A 14,754-nucleotide genomic window follows, 5' to 3' on the forward strand; every position below is an offset into this window, starting at 1 on the left:
TCTGATGGCGGCGAAGAAAGTCCGGCCGGCAGCTTTGCCGATCCGGCTAAGGTCGAGGGTGCAGCCGCATCGGACCATGGCTATTTCGGCTATCGTTATCGCATCCTTAAGTCCCAAGGCAGCAATATTGCCGGTGGCAAATACGATTTCGTCATCTCCGCGACATCACATATCGGTTTCCGCTGCATCGTAAGGCAATAGCTGTGTCGTACGCGACCTTGCGGCTGGCTGGGCGCTAGTTCCATAATACGCCTTATGCAAGTGTGTGTAGCCGCAAAGTTGAAGTGTCCTGTTTCTGCAAAGTAAGAATGTCACTCTCCCGGCGTTTTTGATGACGTGGGAGATTGCGGATGGGACTGATTGTAATGAGCGAGCGCGATTTGCAGCGGATCGAGGTTTGTCGAAGGTGATCGACGGCCGGATGACGATTGCTCCGACGTCGCCATTCAGCGAGAATTCACATGTTCAATATTACACCGATCGTACACTCATGCCTATTTACGAGAGCCAGGACTTCAATTCGCACTTGTCACTCGCTGCGACCGCACAAAGTTTCTTAAATTCTTCCTTTGCAATCATACTTACTCAGCGTTCTCTGCGGCCAACTCCAGAGCGATCAGAAGTTTGATCATCTTGTGCTTCTGGAGAGCACGTTGATAGTCTTTGGTCATCCGAACATTTTGTGCTTCTGCCAATTCACAATTCAATCTCGACAGTTCGAAAGTAGCAACAGTGTTGTCATCGACCAGAACAGTAAAGATGTCCTCCCCTTGCTCTGGTATCCAATCCAAGACATATGCCGAATACATTTTCGGAAACGCGCGTCTAATTGAGTTCAGCAGACGACGATTAGTGCTGTCGTTGAAAAGCGCATGGTGACTGCTCTGAAGTTCATCACGATATTTTTTCTCAAGTCCACTCCGAATCAGCTTCATTTAATTCTCAACGGTGTAACCGTAACAAGATTGCCGAAGCGGTCCGTCAATATTGTCATTGTTGACGTCGCTTGAAACCCATTAAATTCATCTGTTTCTACCGGGTACCCCAAATCAACCTCTCTCACATATCGAATTCCGTCGGCGCGTTATCGACACCGGTGCCAATTTAACGAATACACCGACTGGTAACGACGTTTTCTATATCAAGCCCGATCGCAACAAACGGCCTTGTCATTTATCGGTCCTCCATAGAGTTTGTGAGGGGCTGATTTTGGGGGGAATCGATGACCGGGCTGTTGATGAAACTTGACTATGAAGAAGAGCGTCCAGCGGCGACATCAGACACAACGCCATGAGGCATCATTGCCAATCCTTTTCTTTGGGAGATGCGTAGATGTGGCGGCTTGTTCCGACGAAGTATCAGTTCGGTCTGGTTCTCGCTGGCGTGGTGCTGAGTTTCTACCTCGCCCAGTATGCATATGGATATGTGTTCGGTGACATGCCCGCGACCCCTGAAAATTGGTCGCTCGTATTTCTGGCGTCAGCGGCGATCCTTGCTGGTCTCGTGCAGTTGATTTGGAGCCTTGCCTGGCATTGGCTTCCCTCGCTGCAGCGCCACACCTTCCCTGATCTCAATGGCACATGGACTGGCCAAGTGGTCTCGACCTATTCGGATCCGGCGACTGGAATTCAGGTGCCGCCTATTCCAGTCGCGATTGCCATACGGCAGGGATTCTTCTCCACGTCGGTTGCGTTCAAGTCCGGAGAGACGAAGTCGCAAACGACGCAATGCTTCCTGAAGCCGTTCTACCAGATTGGCAAGTTTCGTATCTGGTATATCTACGATACCGATCCCCAGGCGCAGTTTCGCAGCCGCAGCATGCCGCATGAGGGCGTGTGCTACCTCGATCTCTACTTCGATGAAGATAGAAACAAATTGCGGGGGACCTATCATACCGAGCGCAAGACGACCGGCGAGATCGTCGTCGCACGGTCCTTCAACCGGCAGCGCTGATCGAAACAGAGGCGCGGCAGGCAGTTGGCCAGCGCCGCAGCGCCGGCCCTCGCCTAACGAATGCCAGCGCGCAGGAATGCCTGGATGAATTGTCTCTGAAAGATTAGGAAGGCGATCATCAGCGGAGCGACGACCATGACCGTAGCCGCGCTGATCGTCGAGATGTTAACGCCGCTCTCTGGTGCGCCAAACAGCGAAAGACCAACGGTAACGGGCCGCGTTTCGGCGGAATTAGTGACGATCAATGGCCACAGGAAGTTGTTCCAGTGCGTCGCCACCGAGACCAGCGCATAGGCGAGGTAAACCGGCTTCGCAGCAGGAACATAAACTCGCCAGAGCACGCCAAGCCAGCTGCAGCCTTCGATGCGCGCGGCTTCCTCGAGTTCGACCGGAACCGATTTGAACGCTTGGCGCAGAAGGAAGATGCCAAAGGCGCTGGCGACGTAGGGCAAGCCCATGCCTGCAATCGTGTCGAAGAGGGACAGGCGCGAGATCATCGCATAGTTCTCGACGATCAAGACTTCCGGCAGGATGAAAAGCTGCAGGAGGACGAGCATGAAAACCGGTTCCCGCCCAACGAATTCGAAGCGTGCGAATGCATAGCCGGCAAGGGTGCAGAGGATAAGCTGTCCGACGAGTGTGAAGCTGACCAGCAGCAGCGTGTTGCGGAAGTAAAGCCCCCAGGGCGCGGCGTTCCAGGCGTTTTGATAATTGTCCAGCGTCGGCGCGACGCGGCCGCTGAAATCGAGCGCATGACCGGAGGGCATCAACGACGCCCAAACAGCAAAAAGCAGCGGCGCGATCCAGATCAAGGCCAGGAGCCAGGCTCCAGCGGCATCAAGCAGACTGTCGAGCCGCAGGCCACGGCAGGCGGTGGAAACGGCGATGGTCATCGGTAATGTATCCGGCGGTCGAGGACGCGGAACTGAAACACCGCCACTGCTCCAAGCGCGATCAGAACCAGGGCCGTCATGGCGGCTGCGTGCGAACGGTCGAAATAGGCAAATGCCATTTCCCAAATCCAGTAGAGCACCAGCTTGGTGGCGTTGTTTGGTCCGCCCTTGGTGAGAATGAAGAGATGGTCGATCAGTTTGACCGAGTTGATCAGCGCGTTGATGAAGATGAAAGCGGTCGTCGGCATCAAAAGGGGAAACAGCACGCGCCGCGCGTATGTGATCCGGCCCGCGCCCTCGATGGCTGCGGCTTCCTTGAGATCGGGAGGTATCGTCTGCAGGGCGGCGAGATAGAAGATCATGAAGAAGCCGGCTTCCTTCCAGATCGTGACGACGATCACCGCCCACAACGCCGTTCCCGGCTGGCCCAGCCAGTTCGTCGGTGCGATGCCGAACAAGCCCGTGATGCTGTCAATCACGCCTAGCCCCGGCGTATAGAAGAAGAGCCAGATATTCGCGGCGGCGATCATCGGCAGCATCGTCGGGGTGAAATAGGCGCCCCGCACGATACCGCGCAGCGGAATACTGGCATTGGCCCAGAGAGCCATGGCAAGGGCGATCGCGATCGAAAAGGGAATCGTAACCCCGGCATAGACCGCATTGTTGCGAACGACGGTCCAGAAGGCGGGGTCATTGATCAGGTCGGAATAGTTTCCGAGGCCGGTGAGCGCCGCCGGAAGCCTCGCCGTTCCCGACGAGAAGAAACTCGACCACACTGTGGTGATCGTCGGAATGAATGCGAAGATCGTGAGCAGGATCAGAGCGGGAGCCGCCAGCATCCATCCATAGAGTGATTGCCTGCGTTTTTGGTAGACAGCTATTTGATCCATGCGACTGCTCTCGAGTAGTGTCTGAAATTGCTGGAACGGAGGAACTCCTCCGTTCCAGCCTGGCATGCGTTACTTCTGATAAGGCTTGAGCAGGTCGTCGGCGGTCGCCTGTGCGGCCTTCAGCGCATCGGCTGAGCTTTGCGTGCCGGTCAGGGCAGCCTGGACGGCATTGTTCAAGGCTTCGCGAACGCGGGCTGTTTTCCAGGTGGAGAACTCCGGAATTGCAACCTTGAGCTGGTCACGGGCGACCAGGGCTTGCGGAAACTCCTTACCATAGGCCTTGAGCTTTTCCGTCTCGTAGGCGGCTGGGCTGACGCCGACATAGCCGGTCTCGATCGACCACTGCGCGGCGCGCTCCGGCGCGGTCAGATAGCGGATCAACTTGAGCGAAGCGGCGCGTTCTTCCGTGGAAGCCTTCTTGAACAGGTAGAAGTTGCCGCCACCGGTCGGCGAGCCGGGCTGCTTGTTGGCCGGGAGCTCGGCAACGCCGAAATCGAATTTCGCCTCTTTCTTGACTGCGGCAAGGTTGCCTGTCGTATGCCACATCATAGCGGTCTGGCCTTGGACGAACGCCTGACGCAGTGTGCCCCATTCGATGAGACCTTCCGGCGAGATTTTCTTCTCGGTCGAGAATGAGCGCCAGAATTCGAGCGCTTCGACGACGGCAGGGTCATCGAAACTGACCTTCGTGCCATCCTTGCTCATCAGTTCCTTGCCGTTCTCGATGGCGAAGCACTGCAGCATCCAGTAAGGATAGCCGGTGCTCGGGACCATTAGGCCGTAATGCCCGTCCTTGGTCAGGGCCTTGGCCGCCGTCACCATTTCGTCCCAGGTCTTCGGCGCCTTCTCGGGGTCGAGGCCAGCCTGGCGGAACATGTCCTTGTTGTAGAACATGACGATCGTCGAACGCTGGAACGGGATGCCCCATGTCTTGCCTTCGACGCGGCCATTGGCCATCAATGCCGGATAGAAACTGTTCAGCCATTTCTTTTCGTCGTCCGTCTTGAGGATATCTTCGAACGGAACGATCAGGTCCTGCTCGATCAGATCGTAGGCGTCGATCGAGAAAAGCACCGAAAGTTGCGCCGGCTGGCCACTCTGAATGGCGGAGAGCGCGCGAACGCGCGTATCGTCATAATTGCCGGAATAGACGGCGTTGACCTTGATCTCCGGATTTTCCTTCTGGAAACCTTCGATCATTCCGTCGACAACCTTGGTGAGCGGGCCACCGACGGCGATCGGGTAATACATGGTCAGTTCAGTCTGCGAAAAGGCCGGCATGGCGGTGGCCGTCAACAATGTCGCCGAAAGAAGGGCAGCAGTTGTGAAATGTCTCATGAAAAGTTTCCTCTTTGAATGATTTAATTGAAAGCAGTCACGCATGTTGGAGGCAGCGTTTTTTTACGGCTGACTGACCAATTGGAGTGTATTTGGCAGGCATCGGCCGCTTTCGCGGTCGAACCAATTGGCGGAGGCAGGCGACCAGTTGAGCGAAAGGCGAGTTCCCGGAGCCTTTTCGTTTCGACCTGGCAACCGCGCTATCACTTGCTCGGCGCCATCGACAGCAAGATAGACATAGGTTTCGGCGCCAAGAAACTCGCTGAAGACAACCGTGGCCGGAAGTCGGCCGCTGCCCTCGGGTAAAAGAATGAAATCTTCGGCCCTGACGCCAAGCTGAAGAGATTTTGCGTTGAGGCCGGCGGGCAAGATTCCCGCCGCCTGCAGGTTGAAAGGCAGAATATCGGCCGGGAGTAGCGTCATCGCCGGACTGCCGATGAAGCTCGCGGTGAAGGCGCTTGCCGGCCGCTCGTAGAGCTCGGCGGGCGGTCCCATATGTTCGACACGTCCCTGATTGAGGAGCACGATCTGGTCGGCCATGCCCATGGCTTCCGTCTGGTCATGGGTTACGTAAACCAGCGTCATGCCGAGCCGGCGCTGCAGGGAGCGTATCTCCTGGCGCACGGAGTGCCGGAGCTTGGCGTCGAGATTGGAGAGCGGCTCGTCCATCAGGCAAAGTGGCTGGCGGGCGACGATAGCCCGCGCGAGGGCAACGCGTTGCCGTTGCCCGCCAGATAACTGGGCGGCCTTCCGGTCGGCGTAGCCGTTGAGACCGGTTAGGTCGAGGGCTTCGGCAAGGCGCGCTTCTCGTTCCTTCTTGGCCATGCCCCGCACGCGCAACCCGAATACGATGTTCTCGGCGACATTGAGATGGGGAAAGAGAGCATAAGATTGAAATACCATCGTCAGTCCGCGCTCCGAGGGACCCAGAGCCGTAACATCGCGCCCGCCGATTTCGATACGGCCGCTGTCCGGCGGCTCAAGCCCGGCTATCAGTCGAAGCGTCGTCGACTTTCCACAGCCGGACGGGCCGAGTAGGACCGTGAATCCACCTTCGGGGATATCGATCGAAAGGCTGTTGACCCCGCCGCCTCCATCGAACCTGCGGGTAATATTCTTGAGGCGAACGAAGGGTTGTCCGGTCATTTTGAATCTTCGTTCGCCAGGCGCAGCTTTGCCGCAATGGTGCTGTCAGCAAGGAGCGGAGTAACGGCGACGTCCGGCAATGCGTTGAGTACGATCATGTCGGGGTCGGCGAGAGACCCTCCGCGCGCCGGCGCCAGACGGCCAAACTTGCTTGTATCCGCGACCAGAATGGACGTCCGGCAGTTCTGGAGCATCGCAGCACGGACCAAAACCTCGGGACGGTCGAAATCCACAAAAGTGCCATCGGGATCGATGCCGCCGACGCCAAAGACCGCGAAGTCCACGCGGTAGTTGCGATACATCTCCTCGACATGCGGTCCCAGAAAATCGAGGTCAGGCAGGCGCATCACGCCGCCCGGCATGATGATGCGGTTCGAGGGGTTTGCACTCAGCGTCACCGCCACATTGACGTTGTTGGTGATGACAGTCAGGTCTTCGTGGTTGAGCATCGCCCGCGCCACGAATTCCGGCGTCGTTCCGATACCGAATGATACGGAGGAGCGGCTCGGGATCATGTTTGCGACGCAAATACTGATCGCTTTTTTTTCTTCGGGATAGCTTATCCGGCGTGAATCATAGGAAAGATTGATCGACGGCGCGTCGATGTATTCCGCGCCCCCGTGCCTTCTGCGCAGGAGATTGGCATCACAAAGCTCGTTGATATTGCGCCGGATCGTTTGCGGCGTGACCATGAAATGATCGGCAAGGGTTTGGACTGATAAAAAACCGCGTTGGCGAATAAGTTCGACGATGTCCTGTTGCCTTGCAGATATATTCATTATGCGTATCCGAATGTTCATATGAACGATGAACACTCGTTATATGGGTTAAATGACAACTAGATTTCAGTTTTGTGTCATTCATGTGAAAGTGCTTGGTAGCCCGTCAAAAACGGGCTACCCGCAATTTACCTAGCGAAGAAAATCGCACACTATTTGGACGTGAAGAAAGTCAAAAGAACCTTGCCCTTGTCACCCACCAGGCAAACGAATCGATCGGGCTTGCCGGATTTTGTGCCGCGGACGACGTAGGATTCTCCAAGAACAACCGTCTTGAGCGGCACGTCTTCAATTTTCGCCGTCGTGGCCGATACTGCGACACTCTCGAGATCGATTGTGAGATCTGTGATATCCGGAGATTTCTGCTGGAGAGCGATCAAACCCGTGGATTTGCAAGCATCAATGACCGGATCGGCGGTTTGAGCATATGCAGCAGGAGCGAGAAGCGAGAGAAGAGCGGTTGCGAAATAAAGCTTCTTCATCAATTTGAATTCCTCAAAAATGGCATGGAAAAATTGCCTGGTTCAAATACGTCAATAAAACGCTCCTCGATTCAATTTTGTTCCACGGCGAAAAATGACTGCAACGGCTGGGGTAAGGCCTGGTCACTCCGGCAGGGCAAACACCGGGCACGGCATGGCAATGCCGCGCAATTTGTGATCCCCAAGCGGCACGAGCGGCCTTGTCGTTTCCGCCTCGAACGCCCCTGACAACAATACCTTATGGCCGAGCGGACGGCACAGGCCCTCCAGGCGGCTCACAAGATTTACGGCGGAGCCGATCGCGGTGAAATCAAGCCGGTCGGCGGTCCCGATATTTCCCCAAAGCATCTCGCCGAGATGCAGCGCGGTGCCGAAGGACAAGGGCTGCAATCCTTTGGCGCTACGGGATCGGTTCAGATGGTCCATGCCCGCACGTGCGGCGACGACGGCACGCAGCGCCGCGTCGCAGGAGGCAGCGGCGTTTCGCGTTCCGATAGGAAAGACAGCAAGGACACCGTCGCCGATAAACTTCAGAACCTCGCCGTCAAAGGCGTGGACGGCTCCCGCAATGCGATCGAACCAGGCGTCGAGGGCGGCAATCACATCCTTGGGTTCCGAGGCCTCTGACAGCTCGGTGAAGCCTCGCAGATCGGCATAAAGCAGCACTGCCCGGATCGTTTCGCCGCGTTCCCGCCGCGAGCGGCCGGCCAGGACCCGCGCAGCGCTGCGCTTGCCAAGATAGGCTGTCAGCAACACGGCAAGGGTCGAACGCGTTGCCAGTAGTGCCAGAGGCGTCGCAGCGAAGCGCGCCACTTCCCGAAGCAACGCCGACTCGGCTGGGCTGAACGGCCGCCTGGCGGCCCAGCCCAGTATCGCACCGTCAGTGGAGCCGCCAGTAAAATCCACCTGCACATGCGTGCCGATACCCGTCAGCCAGTTGCGCGCGAGTTCGGCCGGGTCAGGGTCGGCTGGGCCAGCCAGGCCGAGCGCCTCGATGACCTCCCCCGCGTCGGCGCGCCACAGGAAGGTGCGTTGTTTGATGATCGGGTGCGGTGCCGATAGCGTAAGCGTACCGCCGGCCAGCGATATATTGTCGGCAGCAATCTGTGCGGCGAGCTCCTTCAGCAAGGCAGCACCATCCTGGAACTGAATTGCGTTGTCGATCAGGAAGGAAAGTGAAGATGGCATTCCCATGCGTGTCACTATGGAACGGCATTGCGCCCCTGTCATGGGATTTGATCCTTGTCTCGGGCCGCGATTGGCTTAAATTACCACTCAAGGTTGAATGAAATGTGCCATTGAGGGAAGCCGACGATGAGCGAGACGCTTCAACGGGAAATCGAGATAGCAGCGCCGCAGGCAACAGTATTCGCCTTTTTTACCGATCCGGACAAGATCCTGCGCTGGATGGGCACCAAGGCGACGGTGGACCCGCAGCCAGGCGGCATCTATCTCGTCAGCATGGATGACGCGCATACGGCCCGTGGCCATTTTACGGAAGTTATCCCCGTGCATCGCCTCGCATACAGCTTTGGCTGGGAGGGAAGCGAGACCGTGCCGCCTGAGTCCGGTCTCATCGAGATCGACCTTATCGAAAAGGAAGGCGGCACTTTGGTGCGTTTCACCCATGGCGGCCTGCCGGACGAAAAGGAAAGAGCGAGCCACGAAAAGGGCTGGAACCATTATCTGGACCGGCTTGCCATCGCAGCGGCCGGGGGCGACCCCGGACCGGACATGCCTGTCGAATAACCGGGCTAGAACGACCCGAGAACCGTTCCAAGTCCGATAACGGCAACCAGGGCGATGAGCGCGCCGACAATTGCCGCCATGACGATATCGACATAGCTCTCCTTGTGCGTCGAACCGCATACCGCGAGCAACGTCACGACGGCACCATTGTGCGGCAGACTGTCGAGCGTACCTGCGCCGATGACCGCGACGCGATGCATCAGACCCGGATCGAGGCCGATCTCCTTGGCGATCGTCATATAGGCGGGTCCGAGCGCATCGAGCGCTATCGTCAATCCGCCCGACGCGGACCCGGTCAGAGCGGCGAGGATATTGGTCGCGAGCGCCAGCGACACCAGCGGACCGCCTTCGATGCCGAGCACCCAGTTCTTGACGACTTCGAATGCCGGCAGCCCGGCTACGACGGCGCCGAACCCGACGAGGCTGGCAACGCTGAGGATCGGCAGCACCGAAGCATTGGCACCGGCATCCATCGTAGCGCGCAAGCTCGGCAAGCGCCTGTGGCTGGTCGCGATCAGGACCAGAATGGCGGTCGCCAGCGCCACGATCACGGACCAGACGCCGCCAACTGCGGCAAGCGATGTGTTTCCCCATCGGGCGTCCTGCAGGAACGACACGTCCATCCTCGGGAGGACCACGAAGGACATGATCAAATTGGTCAGGACCACGACCGCCAGTGGCAGGGCGGCCAGGCGGAACGACGGCAGGCTGCTCGCATGGCCGCCACGCTTGATCTCGCCGGGATCGAACTCCCGGGCCGTGGTTGCACGCTCGCGAACAAGTTCATCCTCGGCAGCATCGTTGGGGTTGATGGAGCCGGCGTAACTGTAGCCCTCCCCTTTCAGCCTTGCTCTGGCTTCGGCCCGGCTGAGCCACCACATGCCGAATGCCAGCATTATGGCCGAAGCAATCAGCCCCAGACCCGGTGCGGCAAAGGGGTTGGTGCCAAAAAAGGGCATGGGAATTGCGTTCTGGATTGCGGGGGTTCCCGGCATGGCCGACATGGTGAAGGTGGAGGTTCCGAGCGCGATGGCGGCCGGCATCAGCCGATGCGGTATATTGGCGGCCTTGAACAAGGCGTGTCCCATCGGCGCCAGCACGAAGAAGGCGACAAACAAGCTGACGCCGCCATAGGTGATGAAGGCTCCCGCGAGCACAATCGCAAGGATTGCGCGCTGCGTGCCCAGCTTCTCGGTCATATAGGCGGCGATCGCTTCGACCGAGCCGCTTGATTCCATAAGCTTGCCGAAAAGGGCGCCGAGCAAAAAGATGGGAAAGAACTGTGCAACGAACTGGGCGGCGTTGCTCATGAATGTCTGCGTCCAGTTTGCAAGCAGCGGTTCGCCGGCAAGCAAGGCCGCCAGAAGCGCGCAAAGGGGAGCAAGGAGCAAGATGCTCCAACCGCGATAAGCAAGCCAGATGAGCAGACCGAGCGCGATCAGGATGCCAAGAATGCCCATCGGACGTCACACCTGTTCGAGGATGGTATCAAGAAGGCTGTCGATATCGAAGGAAGATCGAACGCCGAGATCAGTGCCATGATCCTTGAGGAATGCTTCGGCGCATGCGTGACCTTCGAGCCGCAGCATCGTCAAGAATTCCCACTCCGCATTGAGCTTTGAGGACACGCCGAGTTCGACCATCTTCGGGCTCGTAATGCGATGGATGCGCATGTCGGCCCATTGTTCGACCCACTCGGCATGTTCGAGCCCGCCCTCCTCTGCGATGAGGCGCTGAAACATTGCAAGGCCGCGAAGCTCTTTCTTGAGGCTGGAATTAAAGGAGATTTCGTTGAGCCGGTTGAGAATGTCAGGGGCCGTCTTTGGCACGCCCGGCCGCTCGATAGGGTTGATCTGGATGAGCACCGTGTCGCGCGCCTTGCTCTCCCGAATGATCGGCGTCAGCAAAGGATTGCCGGAAAAGCCGCCATCCCAATATGGATCGCCATCGATCTCGACGGCCTGATGAATGAGGGGCAGACAGGCCGAGGCCAAAAGGACATCGACATGCATTTCGGCATTGCGGAACACCCGGGGCAGACCAGTCCGCACATTGGTCGCATTCACGAAGATCTTGATTTCAGACTGCTTCAGCCGATCGAAATCAATACATTCCTCAAGAACGTCGCGAAGAGGATTGAGGTTGGCCGGATTGGTTTGATAGGGCGAGAAGAGCCGGCTGAAGATATCGTAGAACAGATAGCCGGGCGAATTATCGAGAGACCAGTTGCCGACCATCTTGTCTAACGGCGTCCGCTGGATCGGACTGTATTTTGCCGCATCGCTGACGCGGCGCCAAAACACTTCCAGCGCGGTCTTTGCGCCTTCAGCACCATTCAAGGCGTAGCCTGACACGAGCGCAGCGGCGTTCATTGCTCCAGCCGACGTTCCTGTCACGCTTTCGATCTTCAGCCATGGCTCATCGAGCAGTCGCTCGATGACACCCCATGTGAAGGCGCCATGGGCCCCGCCGCCTTGCAGGGCGAGGTCTATTGGGAGAGGATTTCGCGCATTAGCATTGGAAGCTTCAGACTTGTCGTCACTCGCCGCGCCCATGGACCCCTACTCCGCCAGAAACTTGCGAAGCCAAAACGCTGCAAGGGCAGCATACCGTTGCAACTCAAGCGAGCAAAATCCGGCTCTTTGAGTTGAATTATGCTGCAGTGCAGCAAGCTTGGCAAGTGGGAGCCAGAAATTAGCACGCCGGTGTACGAGACGGGGGTCGACGGATAACTTCCTTACTTCGGCTTGCGGATGGCTCTGACCTTGCTTTCACTGCCATCGCCGCAGAAAAACCGGTCTTTCCCATCGGACTCGAGGCCTGACACGCCCGAGCCCTCCGGCATGTCGATGCGTTGCAGAACTTCTCCGGTCTTCGGATCGATGCGCCGGACATCGCTATGGTCGCCTTCCCAGGTGCCGTGCCAAAGCTCACCGTCCACCCAGGTAACACCCGTGACGAAGCGGTTGGACTCGATCGTCCGCAGGATTGCACCGCTTTCGGGGTCGATCTGGTAGATTTTCCGGCCGCGATGCTGCCCGACCCACAGCGTATCCTCGGCCCAGGCCAAGCCGGAATCGCCGCCATTGCCTGGCGCCGGGATCGTCGCGACGACTTCACCCGTCTCTGGCTCTATCTTCTGGATGCGATCTTCGGCGATTTGATAGATATATTTACCGTCGAAGGCTGTTCCGGCATCCGCGGGGACATCGATCGACCGCACGACCTTTCCGGCAGCGGGGTCGAGAGCATTGATCCTCTCGCCAGATGCAAACCACACGTGTTGACCGTCATAGGTGACGCCATGGACGCGTTCCACGCCGGGAAACGGTCCATACTCGCGGAGAATTTCAGCTTGGGAGTGTTTCATCGCTATATCCTAGCCGTTCATCAATGGACCGGGGAGTAACAAAGTTGACGGAAATCCCGGCATGGACGGGATCATCCATTTGCGTGCCGGCCCGCGACCGAAGGCCTGTACTTTGCCAGCAGCCGCCAAGGCTTCGAGCGCCCTCTGAACGGTGCGAGGGCCAGTTCCAAGAGCGATGGCCAGGGCGGAACTCGACCATGCTTCGCCATCGGCAAGCAAGGCGAGCAGCGAGCCATGTTGCTCTTCGACAGGTGGAGCGAGGACGACCGCGGCTTGAGAATGCAGCGGATGCAGTGCAAAGCCTTCGCCGGTCGCCTTGATATCCGCTATTGCACGAAGCGCACTGCGGAGCCGGCCGATCTCGACGCGCAGGCGAGCCCGATGCGATTCATCGGCTTCCTTGCTGCGAAAGGCGCCGGCAATAAGGTCACGTCGCGATGCATCGCCTGGCCAATTCGCGCAGAGGGTGCGGGCGAGTGTGAACAACACCGGGCGGCTGGCCAGCGAAACGCAGGCCCTTGAATCGCGTATCTCGTAGCGGCAGGCATCGACGACGAGAGTGTCCGACGCGTAAAGCGCCTCGACATCTTCGAGCCGTACAAGCCGCTCATGGCTGCGCGCGATGAGGCGCGCGGCGGGCATCTCCATCACGCGCGAGACGCTTTCAACTTCTGCAACAAGTGCCGGGATACGCGCCTGCATTGCAGCATCGGCTGCGCGCTGCAGGGCGACGCGCGCAGCTTTGGTCTGCAAGCGCCGGATGGCGATTCCGGCAATCACCAACTCGTAGGCGGCGCGCAAGGGCGGGGGAAGCCTCGTAGCATCGCGATCGCCGAGCAGTTGCTCCGCTTGATTAACATGACCGATCAAAACCAGCCGCCGAGCTTCCACGTGGCGAGCATGCGCGACATTCAATCGGTCTCCATGCGTCTCGAGCACGGCCCGGGCGTCGGCCAATGTCTTGAGGGGGCCGGCAAGGTCGCGAGAGACGAGTGCAATCTCCGCCTCGGCGACAATGCAACGCGCCCTGGCGACCGCTTCGCGCGGCCCGAATGCGCGCGCGGCAGACTTTAACAGCGCTCTGGCGCGAGCAAGTTCACCGAGCTGCGCCATTGCGATGCCGCGTAGCGCCAGTGCCGGTGCGTCGTCACGAAGCGCGACCCGCTTCAATGCGCCGAGGAGATCTCCGGTCGCGAGCAGCCGTGCGGCGGCGGTAATCATCGAGTCCATGCAGATCCCGTCAAACTTGTAACTCTCGGCATTTCCACCGCCATCCTAGTCTGCCCATCACACAACCGCTCGCAATGGCGATGCTACGATAAAAGCAGGAGAAGGAGAATGACTGCATCCAAGGTCACTGCACGCTCGCCGAAGCTTAATCTGCTGCTGCGTATTGCGGACGGACTGAGCTACGCAGCGACGCCCGCCTTTGTTTTGATGGCGGTGCTGGCGGCAAGTGGCACGGCGGATATGTGCGGCTCCGTTCAAAGCATGTCCCCGCTCAATGATATGGCCATTATGTATCTGCTTATGAGCGTCTTCCATCTGCCGACGTGGCTGCGCCTTGCTGCGAGGCGGGGAAGCTCACATCTTCGCGTTTAAGCATTGTCCGTATATAGTGGCGACAACACGGGGACATCGCCATGAACAAGCAGGATGTCATTGCGCTCTTCGCGCATCTCGAGCACGGCGACGGCGCAAATTTCTTCGCGCATGTTGTCGATGATGTCGATTGGATCGTAGAGGGCACACACCCTCTTGCGGGCCACTATCACAGCAAGAAGGATTTCGTCGCCGGCACGTTTCAAAAGCTGGCGAAGGTGCTGCCCGACGGCGTACAACTCACTGTTCAGAATGTCCTGATTGATGGCGCATGGGCGGTGGTCGAACTCCGGTCGATGGCGACGGCCCATAGCGGCCTGCGGTTTGACAACCGCTATTGCTGGCTGTGCCGGTTTGCTGACGCCAAGATCGTCGAAGTGCGCGCTTATCTCGATAGTTGGCTGGTCGGTGAACTGTTCAGGCAAAATCCAATCGACGACGAAGCTTCCACGTAGCCGTTGCACCGGGCGGGAAGGCTGCAAAGGACGACATATTCAAGCGAGCATGCAGAAAATCCTTGATTTATCGCTTTGCGTGTCGCCGTATCAATAA

At 58.3% G+C, this 14,754-nt stretch carries 17 protein-coding genes; 5 read left to right on the forward strand and 12 right to left on the reverse strand.

Annotation, left to right across the window (positions count from 1 at the left end; translation table 11 throughout):
• Positions 1–201, forward strand: a 201-nt coding sequence (locus BR48_RS24925; RefSeq protein WP_036814881.1) for a DUF2950 family protein, incomplete at its 5' end; no start/stop codon positions are given.
• A 380-nt stretch (positions 202–581) separates the two neighbouring features.
• Here the strand turns inward: BR48_RS24925 and BR48_RS0118205 are convergent.
• A complete protein-coding gene (locus BR48_RS0118205; protein WP_027232620.1) occupies positions 582–935 on the reverse strand; it encodes a hypothetical protein in 354 nt (117 codons plus the stop codon).
• A gap of 397 nt (positions 936–1,332) precedes the next feature.
• Between BR48_RS0118205 and BR48_RS0118210 the strand changes: the two genes are divergently transcribed.
• Positions 1,333–1,953 carry a hypothetical protein gene (locus tag BR48_RS0118210; RefSeq protein ID WP_027232621.1) on the forward strand — a complete coding sequence of 207 codons (621 nt, stop codon included), beginning with the start codon at positions 1,333–1,335 and terminating at the stop codon, positions 1,951–1,953.
• A 53-nt stretch (positions 1,954–2,006) separates the two neighbouring features.
• Here the strand turns inward: BR48_RS0118210 and BR48_RS0118215 are convergent, their stop codons facing one another.
• From BR48_RS0118215 to BR48_RS0118245, 7 genes are all read right to left on the reverse strand, one after another.
• The gene (locus BR48_RS0118215; RefSeq protein ID WP_051615179.1) at positions 2,007–2,846 is read right to left on the reverse strand and encodes a carbohydrate ABC transporter permease; all 840 of its coding nucleotides are present in this window, start codon (positions 2,844–2,846) and stop codon (positions 2,007–2,009) included.
• Positions 2,843–3,736: a sugar ABC transporter permease gene (locus BR48_RS0118220; protein ID WP_027232623.1), complete on the reverse strand. Its 894-nt coding sequence runs from the start codon at positions 3,734–3,736 to the stop codon at positions 2,843–2,845. Before BR48_RS0118220 ends, BR48_RS0118215 begins: the two co-directional genes overlap by 4 nt.
• A 69-nt stretch (positions 3,737–3,805) precedes the next feature.
• On the reverse strand, positions 3,806–5,074 hold the full coding sequence (locus BR48_RS0118225; RefSeq protein WP_027232624.1) for an ABC transporter substrate-binding protein: 1,269 nt from the start codon (positions 5,072–5,074) through the stop codon (positions 3,806–3,808).
• Positions 5,075–5,137: 63 nt separating this feature from the next.
• Entirely contained in the window at positions 5,138–6,220 is a 1,083-nt protein-coding gene (locus tag BR48_RS24930) for an ABC transporter ATP-binding protein (RefSeq protein ID WP_036814885.1), read from the reverse strand.
• The gene (locus BR48_RS0118235) at positions 6,217–6,999 is read right to left on the reverse strand and encodes a DeoR/GlpR family DNA-binding transcription regulator (RefSeq protein ID WP_027232625.1); all 783 of its coding nucleotides are present in this window, start codon (positions 6,997–6,999) and stop codon (positions 6,217–6,219) included. The genes BR48_RS24930 and BR48_RS0118235 overlap by 4 nt, the downstream gene beginning before the upstream one ends.
• A 152-nt stretch (positions 7,000–7,151) precedes the next feature.
• The gene (locus BR48_RS0118240; RefSeq protein WP_027232626.1) at positions 7,152–7,481 is read right to left on the reverse strand and encodes a hypothetical protein; all 330 of its coding nucleotides are present in this window, start codon (positions 7,479–7,481) and stop codon (positions 7,152–7,154) included.
• Between the two features lie 123 nt (positions 7,482–7,604).
• Positions 7,605–8,675 carry an adenylate/guanylate cyclase domain-containing protein gene (locus BR48_RS0118245; protein ID WP_027232627.1) on the reverse strand — a complete coding sequence of 357 codons (1,071 nt, stop codon included), beginning with the start codon at positions 8,673–8,675 and terminating at the stop codon, positions 7,605–7,607.
• A gap of 120 nt (positions 8,676–8,795) precedes the next feature.
• On the opposite strand from BR48_RS0118245, the gene BR48_RS0118250 reads away from it, so the two are divergent.
• Positions 8,796–9,230: an SRPBCC family protein gene (locus BR48_RS0118250; RefSeq protein WP_027232628.1), complete on the forward strand. Its 435-nt coding sequence runs from the start codon at positions 8,796–8,798 to the stop codon at positions 9,228–9,230.
• Between the two features lie 5 nt (positions 9,231–9,235).
• Here the strand turns inward: BR48_RS0118250 and BR48_RS0118255 are convergent, their stop codons facing one another.
• The 4 genes from BR48_RS0118255 to BR48_RS0118270 all read right to left on the reverse strand — a co-directional run bounded on the left by BR48_RS0118255 (position 9,236) and on the right by BR48_RS0118270 (position 13,830).
• Positions 9,236–10,690 carry a GntP family permease gene (locus tag BR48_RS0118255; protein WP_027232629.1) on the reverse strand — a complete coding sequence of 485 codons (1,455 nt, stop codon included), beginning with the start codon at positions 10,688–10,690 and terminating at the stop codon, positions 9,236–9,238.
• Between the two features lie 6 nt (positions 10,691–10,696).
• Positions 10,697–11,785, reverse strand: coding sequence for a patatin-like phospholipase family protein (locus BR48_RS0118260; protein ID WP_027232630.1), 1,089 nt, complete (start codon positions 11,783–11,785; stop codon positions 10,697–10,699).
• Positions 11,786–11,967: 182 nt separating this feature from the next.
• A complete protein-coding gene (locus BR48_RS0118265) occupies positions 11,968–12,600 on the reverse strand; it encodes a DUF5074 domain-containing protein (protein ID WP_027232631.1) in 633 nt (210 codons plus the stop codon).
• A gap of 9 nt (positions 12,601–12,609) precedes the next feature.
• A complete protein-coding gene (locus tag BR48_RS0118270; RefSeq protein ID WP_027232632.1) occupies positions 12,610–13,830 on the reverse strand; it encodes a hypothetical protein in 1,221 nt (406 codons plus the stop codon).
• A gap of 108 nt (positions 13,831–13,938) precedes the next feature.
• Here BR48_RS0118270 and BR48_RS0118275 point away from each other — a divergent pair, with 108 nt between their 5' ends.
• Together BR48_RS0118275 and BR48_RS0118280 are read left to right on the forward strand one after the other, a co-directional pair.
• The gene (locus BR48_RS0118275) at positions 13,939–14,202 is read left to right on the forward strand and encodes a hypothetical protein (protein ID WP_027232633.1); all 264 of its coding nucleotides are present in this window, start codon (positions 13,939–13,941) and stop codon (positions 14,200–14,202) included.
• 41 nt (positions 14,203–14,243) lie between these two features.
• Complete coding sequence (locus tag BR48_RS0118280; protein WP_027232634.1) at positions 14,244–14,657, forward strand: nuclear transport factor 2 family protein; 414 nt, start codon at positions 14,244–14,246, stop codon at positions 14,655–14,657.
• Positions 14,658–14,754: the final 97 nt, after the last annotated feature.

Origin of the sequence: Phyllobacterium sp. UNC302MFCol5.2 (assembly GCF_000686005.1) — a bacterium.
In the GTDB taxonomy this organism is placed as follows: domain Bacteria; phylum Pseudomonadota; class Alphaproteobacteria; order Rhizobiales; family Rhizobiaceae; genus Phyllobacterium; species Phyllobacterium pellucidum.